The sequence below is a fragment of the Shouchella tritolerans genome (assembly GCF_025770735.1).
Classification (GTDB): Bacteria; Bacillota; Bacilli; order Bacillales; family Bacillaceae_D; genus Shouchella; species Shouchella tritolerans.
Window position 1 is genome coordinate 1,083,655 of record NZ_JAODPB010000001.1, and the last position, 25,067, is coordinate 1,108,721.

At 44.2% G+C, this 25,067-nt stretch carries 26 protein-coding genes and 1 pseudogene; 13 read left to right on the top strand and 14 right to left on the bottom strand.

Annotated elements, in window-relative coordinates; all coding sequences use genetic code 11:
• Nucleotides 1–14: 14 nt before the first annotated feature.
• From N6H06_RS05100 to N6H06_RS05110, 3 genes are all read left to right on the top strand, one after another.
• Nucleotides 15–467, top strand: a complete 453-nt coding sequence (locus N6H06_RS05100) for a PTS sugar transporter subunit IIA (RefSeq protein WP_263705784.1) — start codon at nucleotides 15–17, stop codon at nucleotides 465–467.
• 1 nt (nucleotide 468) lies between these two features.
• A complete protein-coding gene (locus N6H06_RS05105) occupies nucleotides 469–1,338 on the top strand; it encodes a class II fructose-bisphosphate aldolase (protein WP_062746156.1) in 870 nt (289 codons plus the stop codon).
• A 115-nt stretch (nucleotides 1,339–1,453) separates the two neighbouring features.
• Complete coding sequence (locus N6H06_RS05110; protein WP_263705785.1) at nucleotides 1,454–2,068, top strand: hypothetical protein; 615 nt, start codon at nucleotides 1,454–1,456, stop codon at nucleotides 2,066–2,068.
• Nucleotides 2,069–2,171: 103 nt separating this feature from the next.
• Here N6H06_RS05110 and N6H06_RS05115 read toward each other — a convergent pair whose 3' ends face one another.
• Both N6H06_RS05115 and N6H06_RS05120 read right to left on the bottom strand, forming a co-directional pair.
• The gene (locus N6H06_RS05115) at nucleotides 2,172–2,669 is read right to left on the bottom strand and encodes a phosphatidylglycerophosphatase A family protein (RefSeq protein WP_062746160.1); all 498 of its coding nucleotides are present in this window, start codon (nucleotides 2,667–2,669) and stop codon (nucleotides 2,172–2,174) included.
• Nucleotides 2,670–3,165: 496 nt separating this feature from the next.
• Entirely contained in the window at nucleotides 3,166–3,438 is a 273-nt protein-coding gene (locus tag N6H06_RS05120; RefSeq protein ID WP_263705786.1) for a hypothetical protein, read from the bottom strand.
• A gap of 356 nt (nucleotides 3,439–3,794) precedes the next feature.
• Between N6H06_RS05120 and tlp the strand changes: the two genes are divergently transcribed.
• Nucleotides 3,795–4,031: a small acid-soluble spore protein Tlp gene (gene tlp, locus N6H06_RS05125; RefSeq protein ID WP_193754461.1), complete on the top strand. Its 237-nt coding sequence runs from the start codon at nucleotides 3,795–3,797 to the stop codon at nucleotides 4,029–4,031.
• Nucleotides 4,032–4,103: 72 nt separating this feature from the next.
• Here the strand turns inward: tlp and N6H06_RS05130 are convergent, their stop codons facing one another.
• Entirely contained in the window at nucleotides 4,104–4,985 is an 882-nt protein-coding gene (locus N6H06_RS05130; RefSeq protein ID WP_062746166.1) for a LysR family transcriptional regulator, read from the bottom strand.
• Between the two features lie 114 nt (nucleotides 4,986–5,099).
• Here N6H06_RS05130 and N6H06_RS05135 point away from each other — a divergent pair, with 114 nt between their 5' ends.
• Nucleotides 5,100–5,687: a flavodoxin family protein gene (locus N6H06_RS05135; protein ID WP_062746168.1), complete on the top strand. Its 588-nt coding sequence runs from the start codon at nucleotides 5,100–5,102 to the stop codon at nucleotides 5,685–5,687.
• 297 nt (nucleotides 5,688–5,984) lie between these two features.
• Here the strand turns inward: N6H06_RS05135 and N6H06_RS05140 are convergent, their stop codons facing one another.
• From N6H06_RS05140 to N6H06_RS05165, 6 genes and pseudogenes are all read right to left on the bottom strand, one after another.
• The gene (locus N6H06_RS05140) at nucleotides 5,985–6,971 is read right to left on the bottom strand and encodes a 3-oxoacyl-[acyl-carrier-protein] synthase III C-terminal domain-containing protein (protein ID WP_263705788.1); all 987 of its coding nucleotides are present in this window, start codon (nucleotides 6,969–6,971) and stop codon (nucleotides 5,985–5,987) included.
• Between the two features lie 168 nt (nucleotides 6,972–7,139).
• Entirely contained in the window at nucleotides 7,140–7,826 is a 687-nt protein-coding gene (locus N6H06_RS05145; protein WP_062746172.1) for a TetR/AcrR family transcriptional regulator, read from the bottom strand.
• Nucleotides 7,827–7,839: 13 nt separating this feature from the next.
• Nucleotides 7,840–8,997, bottom strand: coding sequence for an ABC transporter permease (locus N6H06_RS05150; RefSeq protein WP_263705789.1), 1,158 nt, complete (start codon nucleotides 8,995–8,997; stop codon nucleotides 7,840–7,842).
• Complete coding sequence (locus tag N6H06_RS05155; protein WP_263705790.1) at nucleotides 8,981–9,754, bottom strand: ABC transporter ATP-binding protein; 774 nt, start codon at nucleotides 9,752–9,754, stop codon at nucleotides 8,981–8,983. Before N6H06_RS05155 ends, N6H06_RS05150 begins: the two co-directional genes overlap by 17 nt.
• 24 nt (nucleotides 9,755–9,778) lie before the next feature.
• Complete coding sequence (locus N6H06_RS05160) at nucleotides 9,779–10,528, bottom strand: efflux RND transporter periplasmic adaptor subunit (RefSeq protein ID WP_062746178.1); 750 nt, start codon at nucleotides 10,526–10,528, stop codon at nucleotides 9,779–9,781.
• A gap of 309 nt (nucleotides 10,529–10,837) precedes the next feature.
• Nucleotides 10,838–11,965: pseudogene (locus N6H06_RS05165) on the bottom strand (threonine synthase).
• A 167-nt stretch (nucleotides 11,966–12,132) separates the two neighbouring features.
• Between N6H06_RS05165 and N6H06_RS05170 the strand changes: the two are divergent.
• The gene (locus tag N6H06_RS05170; RefSeq protein WP_263705792.1) at nucleotides 12,133–12,924 is read left to right on the top strand and encodes a carbonic anhydrase; all 792 of its coding nucleotides are present in this window, start codon (nucleotides 12,133–12,135) and stop codon (nucleotides 12,922–12,924) included.
• Between the two features lie 162 nt (nucleotides 12,925–13,086).
• Here the strand turns inward: N6H06_RS05170 and N6H06_RS05175 are convergent, their stop codons facing one another.
• On the bottom strand, nucleotides 13,087–14,364 hold the full coding sequence (locus N6H06_RS05175) for a helix-turn-helix domain-containing protein (protein ID WP_263705793.1): 1,278 nt from the start codon (nucleotides 14,362–14,364) through the stop codon (nucleotides 13,087–13,089).
• Between the two features lie 140 nt (nucleotides 14,365–14,504).
• Here N6H06_RS05175 and N6H06_RS05180 point away from each other — a divergent pair, with 140 nt between their 5' ends.
• From N6H06_RS05180 to N6H06_RS05190, 3 genes are all read left to right on the top strand, one after another.
• Nucleotides 14,505–15,950: an amidohydrolase gene (locus N6H06_RS05180; protein WP_062746185.1), complete on the top strand. Its 1,446-nt coding sequence runs from the start codon at nucleotides 14,505–14,507 to the stop codon at nucleotides 15,948–15,950.
• Between the two features lie 102 nt (nucleotides 15,951–16,052).
• Entirely contained in the window at nucleotides 16,053–17,594 is a 1,542-nt protein-coding gene (locus tag N6H06_RS05185; protein ID WP_212954197.1) for an AbgT family transporter, read from the top strand.
• Between the two features lie 34 nt (nucleotides 17,595–17,628).
• On the top strand, nucleotides 17,629–18,906 hold the full coding sequence (locus N6H06_RS05190) for an amidohydrolase (RefSeq protein WP_318527497.1): 1,278 nt from the start codon (nucleotides 17,629–17,631) through the stop codon (nucleotides 18,904–18,906).
• 150 nt (nucleotides 18,907–19,056) lie between these two features.
• On the opposite strand, the gene N6H06_RS05195 is transcribed toward N6H06_RS05190, so the two are convergent.
• From N6H06_RS05195 to N6H06_RS05205, 3 genes are all read right to left on the bottom strand, one after another.
• Nucleotides 19,057–19,296 (bottom strand): indolepyruvate ferredoxin oxidoreductase subunit alpha, encoded by a 240-nt coding sequence (locus N6H06_RS05195; protein WP_062746188.1) that lies wholly within the window; start codon nucleotides 19,294–19,296, stop codon nucleotides 19,057–19,059.
• An 18-nt stretch (nucleotides 19,297–19,314) separates the two neighbouring features.
• On the bottom strand, nucleotides 19,315–19,563 hold the full coding sequence (locus N6H06_RS05200) for a DUF1450 domain-containing protein (RefSeq protein WP_062746190.1): 249 nt from the start codon (nucleotides 19,561–19,563) through the stop codon (nucleotides 19,315–19,317).
• An 84-nt stretch (nucleotides 19,564–19,647) separates the two neighbouring features.
• Nucleotides 19,648–20,268: a superoxide dismutase gene (locus N6H06_RS05205; protein WP_263705795.1), complete on the bottom strand. Its 621-nt coding sequence runs from the start codon at nucleotides 20,266–20,268 to the stop codon at nucleotides 19,648–19,650.
• A gap of 169 nt (nucleotides 20,269–20,437) precedes the next feature.
• Here N6H06_RS05205 and N6H06_RS05210 point away from each other — a divergent pair, with 169 nt between their 5' ends.
• From N6H06_RS05210 to N6H06_RS05225, 4 genes are all read left to right on the top strand, one after another.
• The gene (locus N6H06_RS05210; RefSeq protein WP_062746193.1) at nucleotides 20,438–21,085 is read left to right on the top strand and encodes a helix-turn-helix transcriptional regulator; all 648 of its coding nucleotides are present in this window, start codon (nucleotides 20,438–20,440) and stop codon (nucleotides 21,083–21,085) included.
• 177 nt (nucleotides 21,086–21,262) lie between these two features.
• Entirely contained in the window at nucleotides 21,263–22,720 is a 1,458-nt protein-coding gene (locus tag N6H06_RS05215; protein ID WP_212954193.1) for an oligosaccharide flippase family protein, read from the top strand.
• Entirely contained in the window at nucleotides 22,717–23,517 is an 801-nt protein-coding gene (locus N6H06_RS05220; protein ID WP_263705797.1) for a glycosyltransferase family 2 protein, read from the top strand. The genes N6H06_RS05215 and N6H06_RS05220 overlap by 4 nt, the downstream gene beginning before the upstream one ends.
• Nucleotides 23,514–24,605 carry a glycosyltransferase gene (locus tag N6H06_RS05225; RefSeq protein WP_263705799.1) on the top strand — a complete coding sequence of 364 codons (1,092 nt, stop codon included), beginning with the start codon at nucleotides 23,514–23,516 and terminating at the stop codon, nucleotides 24,603–24,605. Before N6H06_RS05220 ends, N6H06_RS05225 begins: the two co-directional genes overlap by 4 nt.
• Before the next feature lie 92 nt (nucleotides 24,606–24,697).
• On the opposite strand, the gene N6H06_RS05230 is transcribed toward N6H06_RS05225, so the two are convergent.
• Complete coding sequence (locus tag N6H06_RS05230) at nucleotides 24,698–25,045, bottom strand: hypothetical protein (RefSeq protein ID WP_212954190.1); 348 nt, start codon at nucleotides 25,043–25,045, stop codon at nucleotides 24,698–24,700.
• Nucleotides 25,046–25,067 lie beyond the last annotated feature (22 nt).

The window sequence follows — 25,067 nt, forward strand, 5'->3', positions numbered from 1 at the left end:
AAGGGGAGACAGCGATGATTACAGAGAAGCAAATTCAATTGCACTCAAGCGCTTCAACGCAGGAAGGCGTTTTTCAGACGATTGCAGATATTGCCGTGGAAAACGGCATAGCTGTAGACAACGCTAGTGTCGTTGCTGGATTAAAAGAGCGGGAGGCATTAAGTACGACTGGCTTCCAAGATGGTTTTGCAATTCCACATACACAGTCTGACTCGATTACAAAACCAGCGGTTATAATCGTCCGCACCGAAACAGGAATTGAGTGGGAATCATTTGATGGGAAGCCAGCATTCTTTTTTATTTCATTGCTCGTGCCTCAGGGAGAAGCGGGAACAACGCATTTACAAGCGTTAGCGGCTCTGTCTCGGGCATTAATGGACGATGGGTCGCGCCAAGCTTTCCTTACTGCGCAATCTAGTGAACAACTTGCACATTTAATTAAAAACGCCATTCAAGGAGATGAGTAATTTGGGCATTGTATCGACTACACCAATGCTAAAAAGAGCAAAAGCAAATAAACATGGGGTGGTGGCATTTAACGTCCACTCGTTCGACAGCATTTTTTGGGTGCTCGAAGCTGCGGCAGACTTGAGATCACCGGTTATTTTGCAAACAACAGTTGGTACTGTAAAAGCGCTTGGCGCCAAAAACATAGTGGAAGTTACCCAGGTCGCCTCTGAACATTTTCAAGTGCCAACAGGCCTTCATTTAGACCACTGTACGGATTACCAAGTGATTAAAGAGGCGATCCGGGCAGGCTATTCCTCGGTTATGATCGATGCTTCCATGTACCCATTTGAAGAGAACGTGGCCCGTACGAAAGAGGTCATGGCTCTTGCCCAATCGTTAGAGGTAAATGTTGAAGCAGAACTCGGCAAAGTTGGCGGTGTGGAAGAGGATATTGTCGTTGCAGAAGAGGATGCCAAAAAGGCGGTGCCCGAGGAATGCAAAAGGTTTGTTGAGCTGACAGGCGTACCAACGCTTGCACCGGCAATCGGAACCGCCCATGGCATCTACAAAGGCAAACCAAATATTGATTTTAAACGGATTGCCCGTATTGCTGAACTTGTTGACGTACCGTTAGTGCTCCATGGCGGTTCCGCTGTTCCTGATGAGGATGTTCGCCGCTGCGTTTCGTTAGGAATGGCAAAAGTCAACGTTTCAACCGAATTAAAAAATGCTTACTCTGCTGCTATCCGTGATCATTTTTCCTCTAATCCAAATAGTCTTGACCCTCGCGCCTATTTGCAAAAAGCGAAAGAGGCCGCTATCGAAATAGCCAAAGCAAAAATCAGGTTAGTAGGAAGCGAGCATACTGTATTCCCGGCGTTTGCTTAAAAAGCAATTTCCCTCTTTTATAGGAAGAGGGATTTTTTTGTAAAGAAAGAAAATGAATCCGTACGTGCCAAGCATTAGGCGCATACACTGGTTTTGAATGAAAGGAGTGAAGGCAATGAAGCCTACAAATGAAGACATTCAACACCAATACGGGATAGACCAAAATGCCCAACCGAGCCAACCGCTCGAGGCGGATCCAGTCTACAGAAATAGTCATGGGGCGGCAAATCAGATGGGGAATATGGCTCAACAAGTGAACTGGCATCAGCCTGCCCCGCAATACGCAATGAACCAAAATGTGCAACACACTCTTCAATATGGGAGTAACACACAGCCATTAGCACAGGAATATGGGAGTAACACACAGCCATTAGCACAGGAATACGGGAGTAACACACAGCCATTAGCACAGGCATACGGGAACAACACGCAGCCATTTGCACAGGCAGAGGTCAATCAGTCTTCACAAGAGGCAGTGAAAGAACAATGTCAAAAAATGAAAGACCATCATGTCGAAATCAAGATGGCAAACGGACAATCAATTGACGGGATTTTAACGGAAGTGAGAGATGATGGCATCATTGTCTTAGTCGGAGAAGATGTCTATCAAGAAGACTCCCGCCAATTTGGTTGGCGGTATCGCCGCTATCGTCGCCGCTTTTTTCCTTTCGGTGGATTTTTTGGCCTCGGCTTTTTTCCATATTTCTTTCCACCCGTTTTCTTTTATTAAAGCAAAAGAGTGTGTGTCGAGGGTTGAACGACACACTCTTTTGCTGTCTTCGCCTGTATCGATTAACGCGTTTATCCGTTGGAAGCGAATAGGTACCCGCTAATCAATCTCTTACGCCTGCGCCTTCTCGGGAATGGGCAAGCCGGCTGGAAGCGGCGGCAGCGATCGCGCCGACAATATCATCAAGGAATGTATGACATTTCCCGCCTTTATGTTTGTTTAACTTACCGAGAATGCCAGGTTTGATTTTATCAACATAGCCAAAATTGGTCAGCCCAATCGAGCCATAAATGTTAACGATCGAAAGGGCAACAATTTCATCAATGCCATAAAGGCCTTCATCTGATTGGACAATTTCTTGAAGAGGGGAGCTGAGCTTGCCTTGTTCGGCGAGACGGTCAAGCTCGATTCCTGTTAATAAGGCATTTTGCACTTCTCGTTTAGCCAGCACTTTCATTACATGCGGCCGGCACATTTCCTTAGTCAAGTCTGGAACATAAGCGCTTTGTAATTCATAAACAAGGTCCGTAATTTCTTCAATGGTAACCCCTCGTTCTTCTAATGCTTCCAACGCTAATTCAATCGTGATTTTATGTATCATCGAACCAATCCCCTTTCAAAGCTATACCTATAAAGATACCCTATTTTTCATTGAAATACACGTTTGCTTAAAGGAAAAGGACTCCGCCCTAGGAAACAGAAAGAGGAAGAAATGTGCTGCATCTGTTTGGATTGCTGCTTTATGGCTTTGTAAATAGGAAGGAAAAATAAAGGTTAAAAGAAGGTGGGGCTTATAGTAGGGGCTTTCGCAAAATAGAGGAGTCGTTGGATCAAAGCAGCAATCCAAGATGCAGTAATGAACGAGAAAAGTCCGAAAACAATGAAGCCAATTGGAAAAGCGAAAAAAAGTGAAGTTGAGAGACAGCTAGCCGTGATTAAAGATGGTTTTTCTTTAAGGAGAACACTTCTTGCTCTAGTGAGACCATTTTGACATAAGAAAATCATGAACAGTATCTGCCCGCTTCTTGTCTTCTAACCGTTCGGCAGTGCTATGTTCAATTAGATAGCCGACTCCATCCAATCTTTTTTCCATTCGTTTAAGCCGGTTCTCTGTATTCTGTTGAAAAGCCGAATTTTTGGTTGAATTTGGTTTGCTCGTTGTTAAACTTGCGCTGATTCTCATTGAAAGCAAGCTGCTTCTTTTGGAAATGACACATTTCGTCATTAAAAGCGAGTTGATTTTGCTTGAAATGATCAAACTCGTCAAGTAGCTTTTCCTGTTGATTGTCTAGCTTTGTCAGTATCTTGAGGACTTGTTCAGTCACTTCATTCGCCTCCATTTTGTATATTACAGCGCATGTTCCTGGCATAAACCACCTCCTTTTAATGGCATCATAAATAGGCATAATGTGATTTACAAAAACGAAAAATGATAAGGCGTTTCTACATTAGGTTGGTATTATTTAACGAGGATAGCAAGTTGTGTCGTTCGAAGTAGTCCTATATGGAGGCACCATTGTAGCGAGTGTAGGCACTTTATGTCCGTTAATTATTCCTTATATGGCCAATATTCTACATTAGGTTCATAATTCCTCCTTAAAAGTCATTTATTTTACGAAAAAACGGGCTTATCGATCGGAAGCCGTGGATTTACACGAAAAAACACGGAATGCTGCATAATTTTTATTGTCGATGGCAAACTAACAGCAAAATAGGCAAGGAGGGAATGGAAATGGCCAAAAGAGATGACCGCTCCAATAATCCAGAAAGAATTGAAAATATAATTGGCAACACGCTGCAAAACATGGATGAAGCTAGAGATTATGCCAAGGCTCATTCAGAGGAACTAAGTGCAGAAGAAAAACAGGAGATCGAACAAAAAAATGAACGCCGCGAGCAAAGCATCGATGGCTTACGCGAAGAATTAAAAGACGAAGTCAACGACCAAAAGGACAACAGCTAAGAATCGTTAAAACTGGCATCTGGGAACTTCCCAAATGCCAGTTTTGTTTTTAGCAGTCAACGAATTAAAGAGTTAATTGTTATTATCTTTAAACCAATCTTTTTGCTCCCGCAATGCACGAATAAAGGCCTCTAACTTACGCGAAATCCATTTGTTTTTATGGCAAGCAGCGTAAATGCCTATGGATTCTACGGGCGTTTTTGTCGGCATTTCTTTTAAAGTCCCTCCTTTAAGGGCATCGCGAACAGCGAATTGAGGCAAAAAAGATTGACCTAATCCACATTCGACACATTTTTTGATTGCCTCGATACTTGGAAATTCAATTTTCTTCATGTTCAATTGTGCTTCTTCAGATAAATACCGCTCAATGATCGGGCGCCAACTGCATGCATATTCCGTGACAAGCATGGTTTCAGGGATGGTTCGGAACGCATGGTCAGCTGTTTCGACAAGTATTAATGTTTCACTAGCAATTTTTTCGACAGCAAGCTCTTTAGGTTGCCACTGATTTGATTCGACAAGAATGGCTGCTTCGATTTCGCCTTTTTTTAGTTGGGCAGTGAGGTGTTGGTAATCAATCAGTCTAAGCGTTAATTCAACTTTAGGATAGGTTTTTGTAAAGTTTGTAATAAAAGTCGGAAGCCAATATAACAGCAATGATTCACTTACGCCAATGGTCAACTCTCCCGCTAAATCATCTGTGTTAAAAACGACTTCTTTAGACTTGGCATAAAGCTCAATAATTTCAAGGGCGTACGGCAAAAAACGTTTACCCGCTTGTGTCAACACCACTTGCTTGCCTAAGCGGTCGAAAAGCAAGTACCCAAGTTCATTCTCTAATTCCTTAATGTGGTTCGTAACAGACGATTGGGCATAACCGAGGGAATCAGCGGCTTTTTTAAATCCACCGGTATCTACAATTGTTTTAAACGTGTTCAAGTGGCGCAGCTCCATCTAATAAACTCCTATCAATATTAATGATCGTTTTTATTCGAAAGTTCAATTTTACAGAATCACATCTGTATTATAAACTTTTCAGTACACACAAGCAAAGAGGAGTGGGAGAGCATGAAAGTAATGGCCTTGTTTGGAAGTGCCCGTATAGAAGGAAATACAGAACAACTTGCCGACGTCGCCTTAAGGGGAATCAATCACCGAAGAATTCATTTGCTGAAATGCGGTTTTGACCCTATTGTTGATGAACGCCATGCGCCAAATGGATTTACTGCTGTGAACGATGGCTATAAAGAAGTTCTTGATGACTTTCTCAATCAAGACATTGTTCTGTTTGTGACGCCTTTATATTGGTTTGGCATGTCAGGGCAAATGAAAGGATTCTTTGACCGTTGGAGTCAATATATGCAAGACCAGAAATTCGGCTTCCATGAGCGCATAAGGGGAAAGAAAGCGTATGTAATAGTTGTTGGTGAAAATCCTCATCCACGCATAGCCGCTTTGCCGTTAATCCAACAGTTTCATGCTATTTTTGAATACACAGGGATGGAGTTTAGTGATTATATCATTGGAAAAGGAAATCAGCCAGGTGCCATTAAACAAGATCAGTTGGCTTTGGAAAAAGCTGATTTTTGGAACAAAACGTTTCAACAAACTTTGTATGAAAGCGAAACAGGTCTCAAGGGTCCTTCTAAAGGATGACTTCGATGAGAACAATTGGACTGGACTTTGCCATAAAAACACCCCAAATATAGATGATTATTCTACAAATGGGGTGGCGATCTATTGGTGGTTTTCTGCACGATAAGATGTATTGTATGTGTAGGTTGAGAAGCTCGTCAGTCAAAATAAAGTTCCAGTGAAGTCCTAAATACAGAAATGCAAACAAACACTTGTACTAGCCTTCATGTTCCTTTGATCTACGAGGCATTAGATAATTCGAATAGATTTGCTTTGTGGATCAAACGGGACAATTCAGTTATTTCAGTGCATTTTTGTTTAATACGTAAGTGATAAAGCACCGAGTGATAGCCCTGCCGAAGTACCAAATAAGAGGATGTTGTCGCCTCGGTCAATTTTTCGTGACGAAAGCAGGTCGTGAAAAAGCATAGGAATTGAAGCGGCGATGCAATTGCCGTGCGTAGCAAGATGGTCACCAATTTGTTCTCGTTTAAAGCCGAATTTCTCAAATATTGTAATCCCTTTTCTGGATGTTTGATGTGGGATAATAAATTTATACTCTTCTTTGCTAATCGAATTTAAAAAGAAATCTTCTAAAAATGAAGGAAGATATCTGACAGCAGCTTTGTAGACTTTTCTACCTTCCATCTGGAATCGATTATCATTTAGCGTCGTTTCCGGATCATTGGGGGGACGAAGCGTTCCGCCACCTTTGACACAAGTAAAATCTGCGCCACTGCTGTATGTTTTCAACAGAAATTTATTAATTCTTGAATCGCCATTAGAGGATGTAACGACAAACGCTGCCGCCCCATCACCAAAAATGGTACGCACTTCTTTTTCCGATTGGTCCAATGTTTTACTCGGGGTGTCTGAACTGATGATGAGGATATGTTTATAGACTGCGTTGTTGATTAAGTTTGAAGCAACAAACAAAGCAAGTGGAAAGCTGTAGCATGTAGTGTCGACGTCAAAGCATGGAATACCGGATTCTTCTAAGCCTAGTTCACGTTGGTATAAACTTGCAGCACATGGAATCGCTTGTAAAGGAGAGCGGTTTGCACCAATAATACAATCAATGTCCTCTAACGCAAGGCCACTTTCCTCAATGGCCTGTTTCGCGGCAGCTACCCCTAGCGTTAAGGCTGATTCATTTTTGTCAGGATCAATGTAATAACGAGATTGTACGCCTGAAGCTTTCTCCATCCACCCTTTTGGTAAAGACATTTCCTTTTCAAGTTCGTCATTTTTCATTACGGTTGAACCGACAGCTTTGCCAGAACCTAGGATCTTGGCGTTTAACATCTTCTCCACTCCTTTTTGTCTTTGTTTTGTTCCGTTCTGATTAATAGCAGCGTTTATTTTCTTTTATCGCCCCCTTTTCAGACTAAAAGTGAGATTGTTATTGACTTCCTTTTTATTAGGGCCAGAAAACGAGATGAAAATGTTTCTGGCCATGCTAAAAATCATCATTCAGAATGACTTGTTGGTAGCGATCCCCTCCAAAATAATGTCAATCATTTTTTCAGGTTCATCCCCGTGTTCAGATTGAAGCCCTTCACCAAGAACTTGATGATAAAAAATATAGCCGAAGATGATATAAAAAAATAAGTTGGCAATAACAGACTCATCCATGTCTTTAAACTCACCTTGTTCTTGTTTTTGCCTGATAAATGATTTTGTCGATTCCATCGCAGGAGTAGTGATGTTCGTTACAATTGCTTTCTTAATCTCGTCCTGTGAATACGCTTCTCGAAAGAGGACTTTTATAATGGATTGGTTTTGGGCGAGCTGTTCCAGCCTGTCTTGAAAAGCCATTGTCAATGTTTCTTTCGCATTATTTGGTTCAGGTGCACGGAAAATCTCTTGAATCGTTTCCACATATTTTTTTGAACCAAGTTCGATAAAAACAGGCGCTAAAATATGGTACAACAGATTTGATTTTGACTTGAAGTTACGAAACAATGTTACTTCGGCAACGCCAGCTTGTTTAGCGATATCGGCTGTTGAACTAGCCTCATACCCTTTTTCGGCGAATAGCTTCGCAGCAGCTTGGATAATTTGTTCTTGTTTTGCTGTTTTTTTCTTCGATTCATTTAGCGAATCTAAGAAAAGCTGAAATGCTTCTGTTATTGATGGGCTATTGTCGTCGTTTTTCATTTTGATCACCTATTTACTGCAGATGCTTTTTAAATTTTGCAATGGTCGCGATGGAAAGCAGAATCGTAAACCCGAGCAATACAAGACTTTGCGGCCATAGAAGCTGTAAAGAGTTCGCTTTTAAGAAAATGCCCCTTAAAATCTCCAAAAAATACGTTAAAGGGATCAAACCTCCCAATATTTGAATCAGCATTGGCATCGATTCTCTCGGAAAAACAAAACCAGAGAGGATAACGCTTGGGAGAATAACGGCAAAGGACATATACATGGCTTGGAGTTGGTTTTTTGCGATGGTGGAAATGAAAATACCCATCGCTAAAGTCGCAACAAGAAAGAGCAAACTTAATAATACCAATAAGAAAGGGTCGCCGGCAATTGCTACGTCAAACCAAAACACGCCTGCTAAAAGAACAAAGGCAAAAGACATTGTCCCAATGACCGTATAAGGCACAAGTTTTCCAATAATTAACTCTACTGGGCGAATGGGCGTAACGATCAGCTGTTCAATCGTGCCTTGTTCTTTTTCACGGACTAGGGCAAAAGCAGTCAAAATTAATGTGACTTCTTGCATGATGAGACCAATTAAAGCCGGAATATTAAATTCCATGCTGTCCATGGAAGGATTATAAAACACCTGTGTTTCATGCTTTAATGGGCTATTAGGGACTTCTGCCCCACTCCGGACCAATTGTTCTGCCTGAACCGTATGTGCATAATTTAGCAAAAGCGACTCGCTTCGAAACAACGCCTCTTGCGCATAAGTCGGATCGGAACCGTCAATTAAAAATTGTACAACCGCTGTATCCGTGGCAAGCTCTTTTGAATAATTCGCTGGAATAATGAGGCCTGCATGAATGTCGCCCTTATCCAAGAGATGTTCCAATTCACTGACGTTATGTTCATAACTAATAACGGTAAAGTCGCCTTGGCTTGTTAAACGGTCAATTAGTTCTCTGCTTTCTGCCGTATGCGACTGGTCTAGGATAGACAAGTGAACCGATTCGACATCGTCATTCATCGCATAGCCAAGCAAGACGAGCAGTAAAACAGGAAGGACAAGAGCAATGGCAAGGCTTGCTGGATCTTTTTTTATTTGAATGAATTCCTTGCGAACGATTGCTTGCAGTCGTACGAAACGAAAACGCTTTTCTCGGTTATTCAAATGGATCACCCTTTTTTAGATGGGAAGCATGTTCTTGCTCTTGCTGTTCTACCAGCTTAACAAACAAATCATCTAAGTTTTTGACACCGTATTGGTCCATAATCTCTTTTGGCCCGCCGTTAACGAGCAAGTTTCCGGCATACATAAACCCGATGTTGTCACAAGTTAAGGCTTCGTCCATGTAATGGGTCGTGACGAGGACAGTGACGTCATCTTTTTTTAATTGATGGATGATCTCCCAAAATATTTTGCGCGAGACAGGGTCTACGCCCGCAGTTGGCTCATCAAGTATGAGCAACTCCGGTTCATGGAGCATGGCACAACATAATGCAAGCCGCTGTTTCCAGCCGCCTGACAACGCTCCTGCCCGTTGGGAAATGCGGTCCTCTAACTTTGTTAATTGCAAAAGCGTTTGGATACGCGAAGCAAGTTCTTTCTTCTTTAGTCCATAAATAGCGCCATAAAACTGCAAATTTTCAAGTACCGTTAACTCTAAATACAAGCTGAATTTTTGCGACATATAGCCGATTCGTTGCTTAATCTGCTCTGGTTGTTCGGCAAGACTATAACCGAGCACAGTTCCACTACCAGAAGAGGGCGGAAGAACACCGCACAACATACGAATGACAGTCGATTTTCCAGCTCCATTGGAACCAAGAAAGCCGTAAATTGTATTTTTTTTCACGGAAAGGTCTAGGGGCTGAACAGCCATCTTAGAACCGAACTTTTTTGACAACGCGTTACAATGAATAGCATCCTCTGTCATGTGATCAAATCGCTCCTGACCGTCCTATAATGAATCAATCCAAATTTCTACATCCATCCCGGCTCTTAATAGCTCGTCGTTGCTTTCAATGGTAATGTGCACAGGGAAAACTTGACTGGCTTTGTCTTCGTTGGTTTCAATGGTTTGCGAGCTGTATATCGCTTCATTTTCAATAAAGTGAACAGTCCCTTCGAATGTTTCTTCAGGAAAAGCAACAGCGCTTATTTGAACGGACATGCCTTCAGAAAACTCGGAAAGTTCACTTTGCGGCACATAAATCGTCGTTTCCAAAGGAGCGTCTGTTAAAATCGTTACAAGTGGAGTGCCAGTTTGAACAAAATCGCCTTCATCAATTAGCCATTCCAATACGGTGCCGTCTTTTGGTGAATGAATGCTTGCTTTTGATTGTTGGTATTGAGCCTGCTCTAGGCGGGCTTGTGCTTGGTCCCGTTGGCTGTTAAGTGCGTCTAGTTGCATATTAGAAGCAGCTTCATTTTCTGCTTGCTCAATTTCGGCATCGGCCAATCGTACCGCTGCTTCCGCTTCTGCCGTTTGTAGCTCCAATAAATGCTCGTCTAAAGACACGAGCAAATCATCTTTCGTAACGGCTTCTCTCTCAGCAACATGGATGTTTTGGATTTCCCCTTGTAAAGGGCTGTAAATCGTTTGTGTTTTCGCTTCGATCGAACTAGTGTAAGCTGTTTCTTCGGTTTGCGAACAGCCAATTAATAAAAACAAAGAAAAGGAGAAGATTGCTGGTTTTGCAAAAGACATAACAGCACCTCGTTATTGAATGTAAGTACTTACTTTCAAATATAATGGAAGAAAAAGAGAAAATCAATGGAAAGTGAAAAATTTTTTTAGGAGCATGTCAGTGACAGAGTAGTCGTTGGCACGCTCATTTGCTTAAAAGTGCTGTTATTTCTCGATTTTCTTCTGGAGCTTTACCCTGTGCGAAAAAATGCTGCGGAGCCAAACGATGTGTATAAAGGAGATGAAAACACTTCCAAGAGTTTCCCTCAAAATCGTCAAATCGCTTTTTAGACTGTTTTCCTTTTTCGTGTCTGTTCTGGAAGGACTATCTTATTTTGCTATGTGTTCACTTGCCTTTGTTCCTGACCCACATAATGGGATGACGATCGTTTCTGTTTCACAGCGTCGGTAAACGTGAAAGGCGGCATAGGTAGCGGTGCTTGTAGGTTCCACATCAAAACCTTGCTTTGCCAGGGCTAAGCGTGCTTTCGCTATTTGTGCCTCGCTAACAGTTATAAAGGTACCGCCTGTATTGCGAACGGCCTCTAAAATTTGCGTTGCCCGAGCTGGTGCAGCGATTGCAATCCCTTCAGCAATCGTCGTTTGGCCTAGTGTAGGCGTTACAGATTGTTCTCTTCTTGCAAATGCATTAGCAAGAGGAGCACATTTTTCAGCTTGCACGGCGACGATTTTCGGACATTTGCCAATTAGACGATTGGCTAAAAGCTCAGAAAACCCATGATAGGCACCGAGCAAAAGTGTGCCATTGCCGACTGGGACAATCACTGTGTCTGGTGCTTCGCCAAGCTGTTCATAAATTTCATACGCATACGTTTTTGTCCCTTCATAAAAGTAGGGATTGTAGACATGACTTGCATAAAAACCACCTTTTTCTAAGTTGGCAGCTTTTCGCTGTGCGGCACGTGCGACATCTTCACGTGTACCAGCAATAGTATGAACCGTTGCATTGTATGCTGTCATTTGTGCTTGTTTTTTCGGAGAAACTGTATTGCTGCAAAACACTTCACAAGCAATGCCAGCCCTAGCCGCATAGGCCGAAATAGCAGTCCCTGCATTGCCGCTGCTATCGGCAATGACAGATGTGGCCCCAAGTTCCAGCGCTTTTGCGATGAGGACAGCGGCACCACGGTCTTTAAAAGAGAGCGTCGGCATTAAATAGTCGACTTTTACATAGATATTCGGTTTATCCGCAGAAACGGGTAGAAGGGGAGTATGGCCTTCGCCTAAAGTTACGGTTTGCCAACTCTTCGCGTTTTTTTCAAACGGCAATGCGTCTATAAATCGCCACAATGTAGGGGGGCCTGATTTCTAAGCAAAAGGTTGGAGCAACGGCGTTTGCTTATCAAGGTCGAGCAGACCGCCACAAGGGCATTTCCAAAGGTTTCGCGAAACAGCGTAGGTTGTATGGCAACTCCGGCAAACATAGGATTGCTTCATCAGACGATCTCTCCTTTTGTAACGTTCATAGAAAAAGGCAAGTTTGAGAAGAACTTGCTCAGTATGCAAATTTTTAACTTCCTTATTGGGAAAATCGAAAAACTACTAGTTTTATAAATTATGTTAATAGATACTAGATTAGGACCCATTATAAGGAGGCATGATCAATGAAACGCTATCACTTGTTTACTGGCTTTACGCTAGCAACCGTTGTTACGTTGGCAACTGCTCCGGCAGCTTCTGCCGCTAGTTTCCTGTCCCCATTACAAGCTTTGAAAGCATCATGGTCCTACGAGGGAGAGACGGGACCTGAATTTTGGGGAGACTTAGACGAAGCTTTTGCTGCATGTTCGCATGGAAAAGAGCAATCACCAATCAATTTGTTCTTTGAAAGGGAGCAAACACCAAAGTGGAATTGGGCCTTTTCATATAGCGAAGCTGCTTTTTCTGTTGAAAATAATGGTCATACGATTCAAGCTAATGTGGAAAACGATGATGCCGGTGGATTAGAAATTAATGGCGAAGCTTATCAGCTCACACAATTCCATTTCCATACTCCGAGTGAACATACGATTGAAAAAACATCCTTCCCAATGGAACTCCATCTTGTTCATGCAAACCATGCGGGGGATTTAGCGGTGCTCGGCGTTTTGATGGAAATTGGCACAGTTCATGAAGGCATTGAAGCCGTTTGGGAAGTCATGCCTGAAGAAGAAGGGACTGCTGAATATTCCATTTCTCTAGACCCGAGCCTATTCCTGCCTGAAAGTGTAACTGCTTACCAATACGACGGTTCATTGACAACCCCTCCTTGTAGCGAAGGGGTGAAATGGACGGTGCTTAATGACACCATTTCGATTTCAGCAACGCAACTTCATGCATTTAGGGACATCTATCCGCAAAACTATCGTCCAGCCCAAGAGCTAGGTGACAGACAAATCGGGTTCCATTATCATTAATAATAGGAAAGCGCCCATCCGGTAGTGGGCGCTTTAGATTGTAGCCAAACGCTTGCATCCTTCGTTGTCCGCCTCGGCCACATAATCATTGTAGCTGATCCTACATTTTACTCGCATCTTCCCCCTCATCTCACACGCGTCCATTATTCCGACGTGCCCACTCTAATGAAACAGGAGACGGTACCTTTTACGTGGCCTGCCACGAAGTTTTTCCTGCCTTACAGTTGTTTCTTCTGCGGCTTTTCCTTGCTCTAATTTCTTCAAAATGCGATTGGCGCTTCGCGTAGTGATGCCTAAATGGAGAGCGAGATCATTCGCACAGACATCATGACGCTTTGTTTTTGCAGGTATGGCCAAAATTTTTTGCAGTTGCAACACAGATACACCAGTTTGTTTGCTCCATTTTTGCAATTGAAGGGGATCTAGTTGTAGTTCGAGGCGTTTCCCATCGCCAAGAGGGCCGAGCAACGTGCTTTCAGTCAAGATATAAGGGCAGCCGATTTTCTTTTGTTGCTTGTTGGCCGTTTTTGCGTTTGTCCGTGCTTCATGGAGTGTTTTTCCTGCTCCCCAGCCTAATTGAAACATAATTTTTGGTTGTTTGCCTTTTAAATAGGCGGATAAAGCACATTGTTGGAAGCTGTTGGTGAGACGCTCTAAATCGCCAAACGAAGTCACCAATTCGAAACTTGTTTCATTCGCATGAACTAAAAGTGGCTCACCTTCCTTCTCTGAGTAAGAAAGCAATGCATGGTGGAGTTTGATTTTTTCTATTTCTGTTTTTGCCTTAAAAGTCAAATAGCCAATTGCGATTTGTTTGTCAGCCAATTCTTGTGTTTCCAACTGGAGCAGCAACGTTTCTATTTGTTTATGGACGGAGCTAGTTGACGGCGCTAAAAATAGTGTCGGGATGCCGTCCTTTTGCAAAACCGGCAAAATGTTGCTGAACCTTGTAATCGATAATTGCGCCCCTTCCATATGAGCGTGTCGATGAAAGGCAATCAGTTTCTCGTACATTTGGTCGTTGACGTCTTGAAATAGCGAATCGCTATAATAAAGGGGGAAATCGTCTAAAGGCACAAACGACTTTAAATTCATATAGTCATTCTCTTTGTTGAGAAAATCAATGACCGTTCGCTTCATTTCAAAGGATCGTTCAAATGTACAAGCGAGCAACGTTTTGTAAAAGTCTTTTTCGCTTAAATCGACAAACACAGATGGCTTAGGCAAAGGGCCGATATTTTGTTCAAAATAGAGCCTTGGTATAATGCCGCCAAAAACCCAGCCATCCATGTCATGGCGGTTTTGCTGATAAATGGTTTTGATTTCACTTAAGCTTTTATATGGAAAATAAATAAAGCTAGCATTTGTTTGTAAACTCATTAATGCTTTCTTTATATGGGGAGTGGTATGGAAGGCGGCCATAATGCCGATCGTTGCCATTGGTCATCCTCCAAATGTCTTATTTTTTTTAGTTTACCAGACTTTTTTAAAAAAAGTATTGGCGATTATGGCGATTTTATAATAAAGTAAGGAAAATACTTATGTCTAAAAACTGTCTTTTAATTGATAGGAGGGAGATTATGGATCAACGACTTTTTCTAAAACGCTATATTGCCGAACATCAAGAAGCTTTTCAGCGAGCGGCGTTAGCCATTTGGAATTATGCGGAGTTGCGGTTTGAAGAGTGGGAATCTTCAAAACTACTTAGTCGTATCCTTGAGAAAGAAGGATTTGCAGTTGAACGAGGTATTGGCGAAATGAAGACAGCTTTTATTGCATCGTATGGAACAGGAAAACCTGTCCTTTCATTTTTAGGAGAATTTGATGCGTTGTCTGAACTAAGTCAAGCAGGCGGTACAGCCGAGCAACAACCGATTGTTCCGGGCGGGGCCGGGCATGGCTGCGGCCACCATTTACTCGGAACTGCGTCACTGGCAGCAGCGCTCGCGACGAAAGCCTACATGGAACAGCACGGATTAGTTGGTACAATCCGTTACTACGGCTGCCCAGGCGAAGAAGGAGGCTCCGGCAAAACGTTTATGGCAAAAGAGGGCGCATTTGCTGGCACTGACACCGCCATTAGTTGGCATCCTGGTACTTATACGAGCGTTTGGACAGCGGAAACGTTGGCGAATATCCAAGCCTCTTTTGCTTTTACAGGGAGAGCTTCCCATGCCGCTGCGGCTCCTCATTTAGGGAGAAGCGGACTTGACGCAGTGGAGTTAATGAATATAGGGAGCAATTATTTGCGGGAACATCTTATTGATGAGGCAAGGGTACATTATGCAATTACAAACGCAGGCGGCCTTTCGCCAAATGTCGTCCAGCCAAAAGCAGAAGTCCTGTATTTAATGCGGGCGCCGACGCTTGAGCAAACGCAAGCTATTTATGAACGTGTGAAAAATATAGCAAAGGGCGCTGCACTAATGACAGACACAACGTTAGAGATCCGTTTTGAAAAAGCGTGCTCGAATTTTGTACGCAACTACGTGCTTGAGGATGTAATGAATGAGGAATTGATTGCGGCTGGCCCGCTTTCTTACACGGAAGAAGAGCGGCGTTTCGCTGAAACGATCCGCCAGACATTTTCGAAAGAAGACCGGGAACAAACGATGGTAGAGTTGGCAAATCTCGTAGAGAACCCGAAGCAGGAATGGCTTGGACAGTTGCGCGACAAAGCATTGATTGATGAAATTGTACCTGTCTCAAGAAAGCGAACGCTTTTGTCCGGTTCGACTGATGTAGGCGATGTAAGCTGGATTGCGCCAACCGTTCAATGCTTAGTGACATGCTATGCGTCAGGGACGGCGTTCCATACGTGGCAAATGGTTTCCCAAGGGGCGACAACGACTGCCTATAAGGGGATGAACCACGCTGCCTTCATAATGGCTGCGACAGCAGTGCGCTTATTGCATGATCCAGACTTGGTTCGTCAAGCGAAAGAAGAATGGGAAGAGCGGTTTGCCAACCTGCACTATGTCTCCCCTATTCCAAACGGCGTAAAGCCAGCACCTATTCAGCGCTAATTGTTCGTGACAGGTTATCTGCCAGAAAAGGCATTTGCACGTTCAAAACGTGATAGACTGTTAGCGAATTAAAGACATATTTAAGACATTGGAGGAACAACGATGACAGAACAAACTGAAAAACGTTCATTTTTTACGAAAGTACTGGATGGAATTGAACGTATCGGAAACAAACTCCCTCATCCGTTCATGTTGTTTATTTACTTGGCCGTGTTTTTAATGGTCGTTTCAGCGGTTTTACATGCGTTCGACTTGACGGTGATAGATCCAGGCACCAATGAAACAGTAGCTGTAAGGAGTTTGCTATCTCAAGAAGGGTTTCTCTATATTCTCTCGTCGATGCTTAGCAATTTTACAGGATTCGCCCCTTTTGGACTTGTTATTACGATGATGCTTGGTATTGGCTTGGCCCAAAAAGTTGGGCTGTTTGAAACATTTATGAAAACAACGATTTTAAAAGCGCCAAAATCGCTTGTAACGTACGCGGTTCTTTTTGCTGGGGTGCTTGGCAACATTGCTTCTGATGCGGCAATGATTATTATACCGCCGGTGGCGGCAATGGTGTTTCATGCCATTGGTCGGCATCCTCTGGCTGGTTTAGCAACTGGATTTGCAGGTGTTGGGGCTGGCTTTACCGCTAATTTTATGGTTGCTGGAACTGATGCGCTATTAGCTGGCATCTCGACCGAAGCGGCCCGCACGATTGATCCTGATTTTGTTGTGACGCCTGTTGACAACTGGTTTTTTATGTCAGCTTCTGTCATCATGCTCGTTTTTCTTGGTGTATGGGTCACGGAGAAAATCATTGAAAAGCGCCTTGGCACCTACAATCCAGCTTACGCAGACGAAGGCATCAACGACCAAAGCCTCGATTATCCAACAAAGCAGGAAATAAAAGCATTGCGCAATGCTGGGATCGCCCTCTTGCTTTATATTGGCGCGGTAGCTGTGCTTGTCGTCCCGGTAAATGGTATCTTGCGTGGTGAAGAAGGGACAATTATCCCGTCGCCATTTATCGATAATATTATTCCGATTTTATTAGTCATGTTTGTAGTGATAGCGGTTGCCTATGGGGTCACAGCCGGTACGGTAAAGTCGACAGCAGATGTACCAATCTTAATGGGAGAAGCAATGAAAGACATGGCCGGTTATATTGTGCTCGTGTTTGCCGCTGCCCAGTTTATTGCCTATTTTAACTGGACGAATATCGCGACATTGATAGCCGTTAGCATTTCTGATTTTTTGCAGCAAGTCGAATTTACCGGGTTAGGGTTGTTCGTTGTCTTTATCTTGCTTGTAACCGTGTTAAACTTGTTTATATCAAGTGGTTCCGCGCAATGGGCGCTTATGGCTCCTGTGTTTGTGCCGCTGTTCATGTTGCTTGACTACAATCCAGCATTCACTCAACTTGCTTACCGGATCGGCGATTCAGCGACCAATGTCATTACGCCTATGAATCCATATGTCGTGATGGTGCTTGGCTTTATGAAACGTTATGACAACAGAGCTGGTTTTGGCACGCTGATGTCGACGATGCTCCCGTATAGTTTGATCTTCCTTGGCGCTTGGATTGTCCTTTTTATCATTTGGAATGTGGCTGGTTTGCCGATCGGTCCAGGCAGTGGCATGTTGTTAACGAAGTAACCCCTATAAAAGGAATGAATGGACGGTGTATACAATGGAAAAATTACAGAATCAACTAAAAACATGGCGCCGTGATTTGCATAAGCGTCCCGAATTAGGCTGGTGTGAATACGAAACAACCGCTTACATTTACAATGTTTTAAAGCCTCTATGTTTTACCCTTCATCTTGGCAATGAAGTAAGTAGCAAAGATAAAATGGGTGTCCCTTCTGCTGAAGTGGATCGCCTCCATTTCAAGCGGGCAGAGGAGGCAGGCATAGATGCTAAATTGCTCGAGAAAATGGTTGGCAATCAAACGGGCCTTGTGGCGACTTTTGACACAGGCAAATCAGGTAAACATATTGCTTATCGCTTTGACATTGACGCGCTGCCCATTTTTGAGTCAAACGACGCCTCCCATTTGCCGGCTAAAGAAGGATTTCGCTCGATCTACGATGGCCAAATGCATGCCTGCGGCCATGATGGCCATACAGCTATTGGGCTTGGACTGGCTCAACTCATCCATGAACATCGGAACGAGTTAAACGGCGCATTTACACTGATTTTCCAACCAGCTGAAGAGGGAGTAAGAGGGGCAAAAGCGATCGTTGAAAAAGGCTGGCTTGATCATGCTGACTATTTCCTCGCTGGCCATATTATGGGTCAACCCCTTGGCACGGTCGTACCTGGCGTTGCTTCTGCATTGGCGACAACGAAGCTAAATGTCACGTTTACAGGAAAATCGGCCCATGCAGGAGGCAGCCCAGAAGAAGGCAGGAACGCATTGTTAGCCGCAGCACAGGCTACTGTTCAACTTCACAGCATTCCTCCACACTCACAAGGGGCAACACGTTTAAATGTTGGCACGTTTCACGCTGGCAGCGGTAGAAACATTATTGCTGACCGGGCAGAGCTTGAACTGGAAACAAGGGGCGAGACGACGGAACTGAATGCGTATATGGCTGAAAACGCCAAACGAATCATCCGCCATACCGCGCAAGCAAGTGGTGTCGACTATACGCTTGATCTAGTCGGAGAAGGGATTTCGGCCAAATCTGATCCCCAGTGGCTAGAAATTGTCAAGCGAGCGCTTGCGGCGAGCGATCTAGTTCAAAAAGTTAGTGACCGCTATGAAGCAATTGGAGGTTCCGAAGATGCGACATTCATGATGGAGCGTGTCCAACAACAGGGAGGGCTTGCTACTTACTTGCTTTACGGAAGCACTCTAGCGGAAAAACACCACCATCCATTATTTGATTACGACGAACGGGTGTTGGAAATCGCAGTTGATAGTTTATGGCGCCTAACCGTGTACCTACAACAAGCGTCCTAACTAAGCGTCATTCGTAGATGAGGGAAAATCACCTAGACTGATGGGGAATACTGTCAATAAAAATTTATAATCATATAAAATGAGGCAAGCGTCGACGTATTCAGTAGGTTGTCTATATGTAAAGCGGAGCCTGCTAGGCTCCGCTTTTCGTTATTCTACCCCAAAAAACGCCTCTGCTTTTTTCAAGAACGGCTCGTCCTCTTTGCTCATTTCATATTCCTCCACGATCGCATCCACAGGACAGACGCCTTGGCAGGCGCCGCAGTCGATGCATATATCGGGATTGATAAAGTACTGGTCCTCGCCTTCTTCGATGCAATCAACCGGGCAAACCTCAGCACATTCTCCCGCCTTTTCGCCAATGCAAGGACTTAAAATGACAAATGACATTCTTGTTACACCTCCAATCTACAGCTTGTACAAGGCAAGCTCTAATTCAATGCGGTCTTTTATTTTTGAAAGGCACTCTTCAGCAGTTTGCCCAAAAATCTTTTTGCCGTTCACGATCGCGTAAGGACGCAAGGCGCACATGCCGCAAAAAGAGAGGCAGCTGTTTGTAATTACAGCCACTTCTGGGTATTCACTTTCTAATAGCCCCTCCACATCTACAGTATGGATAAGGTTTGAATCACATAATTCTACAACAATAATGCCCATCGTTTTCCCTCCTTTCGCGGCCTGTGCCTGCCAAGCAAAAAAGAAAGGCGGAAAGCTTGAACCGCTTTCCTCCCTTCTTAGTCTTTAACCGATCGCCTTTTCGTATGCTTTCGATACGGCCTCCCAATTAATGATGGAGAAAAAGTTCGCAATGTACTCTGGCCGCTTGTTTTGGTAATTCAAATAGTAGGCATGCTCCCAAACGTCAAGACCGAGAATGGCTTGTTTTCCGTCCATAATCGGATTGTCTTGGTTTGCTGTACTGTAAACTTCCAACTCTTTGTTTTCATTAACGACAAGCCAAGCCCAGCCTGAGCCAAAACGTGTCGTCGCTGCTTTAGTAAATGTTTCTTTGAAGCTTTCAAAGCTGCCAAACGCTTTATTAATGGCTTCTTTTAAAGCAGCGCTCCTTTCATTTGCGCCTGTTGGCGGGGCAATTACTTGCCAGAACAATGAATGGTTAAGATGGCCGCCGCCATTATTGCGGACTGGGGTTTGAACCGATGCTGGAAGTGACTCGATGTTAGCGAGCAATTGTTCAAGCGATTTGCTCTGCAACGATGGCTCGTTTTCCAATGCCGCATTCAAATTGGTAACGTATGTTTGATGATGCTTGCCGTGATGGATTTCCATTGTTTTTCTGTCAATCGTTGGCTCTAGCGCGTCAAAAGCAAAGCCAAGTTCTGGTAATGAATGGGTAGCCATAGAATCCCCTCCAACTTGTTTATGTACTTTGTATACTTGTTAGTATAAAAAGTATGTCTTTATAATACCGTGAAATCCTTTTAAAAATCAAGGGGGTACGCATTACTTCTTTTCTGTTTTTATACGTTGTAGTAAACTAATGTGTAAGAGCAGCAGGAGGAGTGTAAAAATGGAAAAACAAACAACGAAAGAGAAAATCCTCGAGTTGCTGAAAAAGCAAGTAGAGATGAGTGTCGGCGAATTAACAGAGGCGCTCGGGATCACCCATATGGCTGTCCGCAAGCACCTGAATGTTCTTTTAAAAGACGGCTTTATCCAATTTCGTGAAATCAAACAAGAAATAGGGCGTCCTCTGCAACTGTTTTCGATTTCAGAAAAAGGAGAGCGCCTTTTCCCGAAAAATTATGAAGGGTTGACAGTCGACTTTTTGCGCGACATTCAAGACCTTCACGGCGACGAATCCATCCATTATTTGTTTAAAAAACGGGAACTGCGTTTAACTGATCGATATTTCAAGCGGATGGTCCACAAATCGCCTGAAGAAAAAATGGCCGAGCTAACAAAAATCCAAAACGAAAAAGGATACATGGCCGAAGTCACTCAGCATGATGCCCGGACATTTGAGCTTGTCGAGCATAACTGCCCTGTATTTGCAGTCGCCAAACAATTTAAAGCTGCCTGCCAATGCGAAACGTCCTTATTTAAAAATGTGCTTGAAACGGAATCAGTCAAACGAGTAGCATGTCAATCAGACGGCGACACTGAATGTCGGTTCGTGATGGCCTTTTCAGAAAATCGGCAAGTGGAGCACCGTTGAGCGTGAATGTGCGTATAAAAGCGATAGCAAGTTAAGATTGTGTAAAGGATGTTAAACGTTCGCGCCTTTTGTAAAGAAGGGCACTTTTTTCTTTTTGGCATGACTTTGCTACAATCATGCTGTCCATACTAGATGATAGAAGGAAATGGACGGGAAGGAAAAAGGTTGTGGTAAAACGTGCTTGCTAGACATGCATTTGCTTATCTCCTCTCACATGGGGTACCGGCATTGGTCGGGTTTCTCGGCATTGCCGTTTATTCACGGATGCTCTCACCAGAACAGTACGGGCGTTACGCTCTTGTGCTTGCAGTAAGTGCACTCGTCAACGCAATTGTGTTTGAATGGCTGAAAGTCAGTGTGCTTAGGCATTACAAAAGCAGCAAGCAAAGCGAAGCTTTCTATATGACGGTAAAAGTGGCTTTCATAGGGCTAATGGCCGGAACGCTAGCGCTCGCAGCCATAACGTTGCTCGTTTCCGAGTGGCTGTCGCCGCCGCTTTTGTTTTTAGCATTGTTGCTGTGTTGGGCCCAGGCATGGTACCAGTTGAATTTATCGCTTTTGCGGGCAGAGCTTTCCCCTGTAAGATATGGAAGGGTTGCGTTTGCCCGCTCATTGCTCGGGCTAATTTTAGGGGTCTTGTTCATTGCAGCGGGGTATGGGGAAATAGGCTTGGTCATTGGAATCGTTGTCGGTTTAGTGTTGCCGCTCCTCCCTTTATTTTGGCAACGGTGGGGATGGCGTTTCCATCATAAAGCAATGGACTACACGCTTTTACGGCAATTTGCAGCGTACGGATTGCCGCTTACGCTGACGTTGTTGCTTGGGATGGTGATTCACCAATCGGACCGGATTATTATTAGCGAAATGATCGGAATAGAAGCAACGGGTATGTATGCAGTGACATACGATTTGACGGAACAAACGATCTTCACACTCATGTTGATTATCAATCTTGCTGCTTTTCCACTTGCCGTTAAGGCGCTTGAGGAAAAGGGGGAAGAAGCAGCGCGAGAGCAAGTAAAAGCCAATACCAGTCTATTACTTGCTATAGGTATTCCGGCACTTTGCGGCTTGGTCGTGCTTCGCGAAGGGGTGGCCGAGCTATTTTTAGGAGAAGCTTTCCGGGAGACGGCAGTGCTGCTCATGCCGTACATTGCCGTGGGCGCCTTGTTAAAAGGCTTTAAACTCTATGGCGTCGATATTATGTTCCACTTGTATAAGCAAACAAAGCTGCAAATGGTACCTGTCGCAGTAGCTGCCATCGCCAATGTGATACTGACGATTGCCCTCCTTCCTACTTATGGCTTGGAAGGGGCCGCTTTTGCGACCGTAGTTGCTTATGGTTTGGCGATTGCTCTTGCGTGGCTGTTTATTAATAAGCAAATGGGGCGGCTGCCATTTCCGGGTAAAGATTTTGTAAAAGTTTTGTGTGCAACAGCTATCATGCTCCTTTGCATGTGGCCGTTTTTAGGCAGTGCCCACTGGGGGATGCTCATCCTTCAAGTGGGGATTGGAGGGCTTAGCTATGGTGTTGCCTGTTTGCTGCTTTTCCGAAAACAAGTTCAGCTTATGTACAAAAAGGTAAATCGAAAACGAAATCAAACAGTCATTGAAAAAAGGGGAGACGGACAATGATTACATTTGTCGTGCCAACGCTTGGTGAACGATGCAACGAATTTAAACGATTGCTTGTCAGTTTGGATAAGCAAACGGATAAACGGTTTGAGTTGATTGTCGTGTCTCAAGGCAATGACGACCAAGTAGAGGGATGGCTGAGCGCTTTCCAGTTGCGCTCGACCCATATTAAACTAGGGGAAAAGGGCTTATCTAGAGCGAGAAATGCAGCTTGGCCAGCGATGAAAGGCGACATTGTCTCTTTTTCCGATGACGATTGTTGGTACCCGCCTGATGCAGTCGAACGGGTACACAGCGCATTTGCGCAAGGGGGCGCTGATGCCTACTGCTTTCAAATTTATGACCCGATCCAACAAAGCCCGTATAAACACTATGACACATCGCCTGGCACTGTCCGGGGACGACGCGTTTGGAAAAAGTCCTCAATTGAGCTGTTTTTCCGCCAGTCAGCGATTGAATTGCTGCGCTTTAATGAAGCATTCGGGCTTGGAGGAACGTATCCAAGCGGAGAAGAAAACTTGTTTTTGCGGCAGTTTTTAGTGGCAGGCCATACACTGATGTACATACCTGAAACAATTGTATTCCATGAGAAACCGTCTCAAGCGTCACGGCTCCAGGAAGCGCAATTGGTCAGCAAAGGCCCGTTATTTAAAACAATGTACAACGGGCCGTTTGGCTTCGTCTTGCTTACAGCATTGTTTGCTAAAAAATTCAGGCACTTAAAGCACCCAGCTGCGAGCTATGCGAAAGCGGTACGGGCATTGCTGGACTATAAGCCGAAGGAGGCAAGGCCGTGAAAATCGCGTTTGTGCTCTATTCGTTTGCAGCGGGTGGGGTTGAGCGGATGACGCTTCATTTAGCAGAGGCGTTTTTACAAAAAGGCAAGCAAGTCGATTTGCTTGTTATACATCCTGAAGGCGAATACAAACAAGCCGTTCCAAAAGGCGTCAACCTTTTCACGTTTGGCAAAAGAACGGCAAAGGAGGCTTTGCCAGGGATGATTTCTTATTTGCGCCGGGAGCAGCCAGACGTGGTTTGTTCCGCAAAAGACTACTTAAATGTACTTGTGATTGCCGCTAAGAAGCTGAGCTTTTCGAAAGCGCAGTTAATCGTCTCATGCCGTGTCCATTTGAGCGAGCAAGCAAGGAAACAGCCAGCCCAGTTTAGCCGCATTAAAACAGCAGTCCGTTACAGCTATCGCTTTGCCGATGATGTCGTTGGCGTCTCCAAAGGCGTAGCTGAAGACATAAAGGCGATTGCCCAATTGCCTGATGAAAAGGTTCATGTCATCTATAACCCGGTTGTGACGAAAACGTTAGAGGAAAAGATGGTACAGCCTGTTAGCCACCGCTTCTTTGAAGAAAGGAATGCCAAAGTCATTGTCACAGTTGGCCGCTTGCATGTGCAAAAAGACTATCCTACCCTATTGCGGGCATTTGCGAATCTACAACAAAACGAGTTGCCCGAAGCAAGGCTGCTGTTTATAGGCGATGGGGAAGAAAAAGAATCGTTGCAAAAGCTCGCCGCAGAATTAGAAGTTGGCCAAGCTATTGATTTTGCTGGTTTCCAACCGAACCCTTACGCCTATATGAAAAAAGCGCATTTATTTGCCCTTTCTTCTGCATGGGAAGGGTTTGGAAATGTCATTGTGGAAGCACTTGCGACTGGGACTCCTGTCGTAGCGACAGACTGTCCAAGTGGCCCAAGGGAAATTTTAGCGGACGGAGAATATGGCCAATTGGTTCCAGTGGGCGATACGGTGGCATTGGCACAGGCAATGAAAGAAGCTTTGCTTAGCCACCATGACGAAGTGGAATTAATAAACCGTGCTCGTGAATTTACAGTAGAAGCTTGTGCTGCTGCCTATGAAACATTGTTTCGTTAGTAGGGGAATGTGGCTACCCTTCTAGATATAGGCGAACATCACCATTTTAATAAAAAGAAAGAGGGGCTTCCTTTATGGGGCCCCTCTTTCTTTTATGGAAACGTAAGTGCGGCGATTTTAAAGATGCCACTATCTTCTGCTTCTGCCCAGTCAGCAACGTAAAGCAACTCGCCTTCCGTATCGTAACGGTAAATCCGGTTTTCGGCCAGCATATAGCGTGTGTGTTCATGTTCAGCCAGTAATGTCTGTAGCTTTGTATAAGCGTCTTCCTCGATGGCGGCTTGTTGGGCGAGCAACGATTGGAATTGCTGCTCGGATAGTTCAGACGCATTGTTGCGCAAATAGCTGTCTCCTTCAAGGGCGCTGCGGATGACGAGCGTTTTCTCCCCACACCCCCCTAGGAAAAGCAGCAACATAACTGCAAAAGTCAGCTTTTTCATGATGACATTCAGCTCCTTGCTC

Coding starts and splice junctions, on each gene's coding strand:
- N6H06_RS05100 (WP_263705784.1), top strand. CDS start 15: ATGATTACAGAGAAGCAAATTCAATTGCACTCAAGCGCTTCAACGCAG.
- N6H06_RS05110 (WP_263705785.1), top strand. CDS start 1,454: ATGAAGCCTACAAATGAAGACATTCAACACCAATACGGGATAGACCAA.
- N6H06_RS05115 (WP_062746160.1), bottom strand. CDS start 2,669: ATGATACATAAAATCACGATTGAATTAGCGTTGGAAGCATTAGAAGAA.
- N6H06_RS05120 (WP_263705786.1), bottom strand. CDS start 3,438: ATGCCAGGAACATGCGCTGTAATATACAAAATGGAGGCGAATGAAGTG.
- tlp (WP_193754461.1), top strand. CDS start 3,795: ATGGAAATGGCCAAAAGAGATGACCGCTCCAATAATCCAGAAAGAATT.
- N6H06_RS05130 (WP_062746166.1), bottom strand. CDS start 4,985: ATGGAGCTGCGCCACTTGAACACGTTTAAAACAATTGTAGATACCGGT.
- N6H06_RS05135 (WP_062746168.1), top strand. CDS start 5,100: ATGAAAGTAATGGCCTTGTTTGGAAGTGCCCGTATAGAAGGAAATACA.
- N6H06_RS05140 (WP_263705788.1), bottom strand. CDS start 6,971: ATGTTAAACGCCAAGATCCTAGGTTCTGGCAAAGCTGTCGGTTCAACC.
- N6H06_RS05145 (WP_062746172.1), bottom strand. CDS start 7,826: ATGAAAAACGACGACAATAGCCCATCAATAACAGAAGCATTTCAGCTT.
- N6H06_RS05155 (WP_263705790.1), bottom strand. CDS start 9,754: ATGACAGAGGATGCTATTCATTGTAACGCGTTGTCAAAAAAGTTCGGT.
- N6H06_RS05160 (WP_062746178.1), bottom strand. CDS start 10,528: ATGTCTTTTGCAAAACCAGCAATCTTCTCCTTTTCTTTGTTTTTATTA.
- N6H06_RS05170 (WP_263705792.1), top strand. CDS start 12,133: ATGAAACGCTATCACTTGTTTACTGGCTTTACGCTAGCAACCGTTGTT.
- N6H06_RS05175 (WP_263705793.1), bottom strand. CDS start 14,364: ATGGCAACGATCGGCATTATGGCCGCCTTCCATACCACTCCCCATATA.
- N6H06_RS05180 (WP_062746185.1), top strand. CDS start 14,505: ATGGATCAACGACTTTTTCTAAAACGCTATATTGCCGAACATCAAGAA.
- N6H06_RS05185 (WP_212954197.1), top strand. CDS start 16,053: ATGACAGAACAAACTGAAAAACGTTCATTTTTTACGAAAGTACTGGAT.
- N6H06_RS05190 (WP_318527497.1), top strand. CDS start 17,629: ATGGAAAAATTACAGAATCAACTAAAAACATGGCGCCGTGATTTGCAT.
- N6H06_RS05195 (WP_062746188.1), bottom strand. CDS start 19,296: ATGTCATTTGTCATTTTAAGTCCTTGCATTGGCGAAAAGGCGGGAGAA.
- N6H06_RS05200 (WP_062746190.1), bottom strand. CDS start 19,563: ATGGGCATTATTGTTGTAGAATTATGTGATTCAAACCTTATCCATACT.
- N6H06_RS05205 (WP_263705795.1), bottom strand. CDS start 20,268: ATGGCTACCCATTCATTACCAGAACTTGGCTTTGCTTTTGACGCGCTA.
- N6H06_RS05210 (WP_062746193.1), top strand. CDS start 20,438: ATGGAAAAACAAACAACGAAAGAGAAAATCCTCGAGTTGCTGAAAAAG.
- N6H06_RS05220 (WP_263705797.1), top strand. CDS start 22,717: ATGATTACATTTGTCGTGCCAACGCTTGGTGAACGATGCAACGAATTT.
- N6H06_RS05230 (WP_212954190.1), bottom strand. CDS start 25,045: ATGAAAAAGCTGACTTTTGCAGTTATGTTGCTGCTTTTCCTAGGGGGG.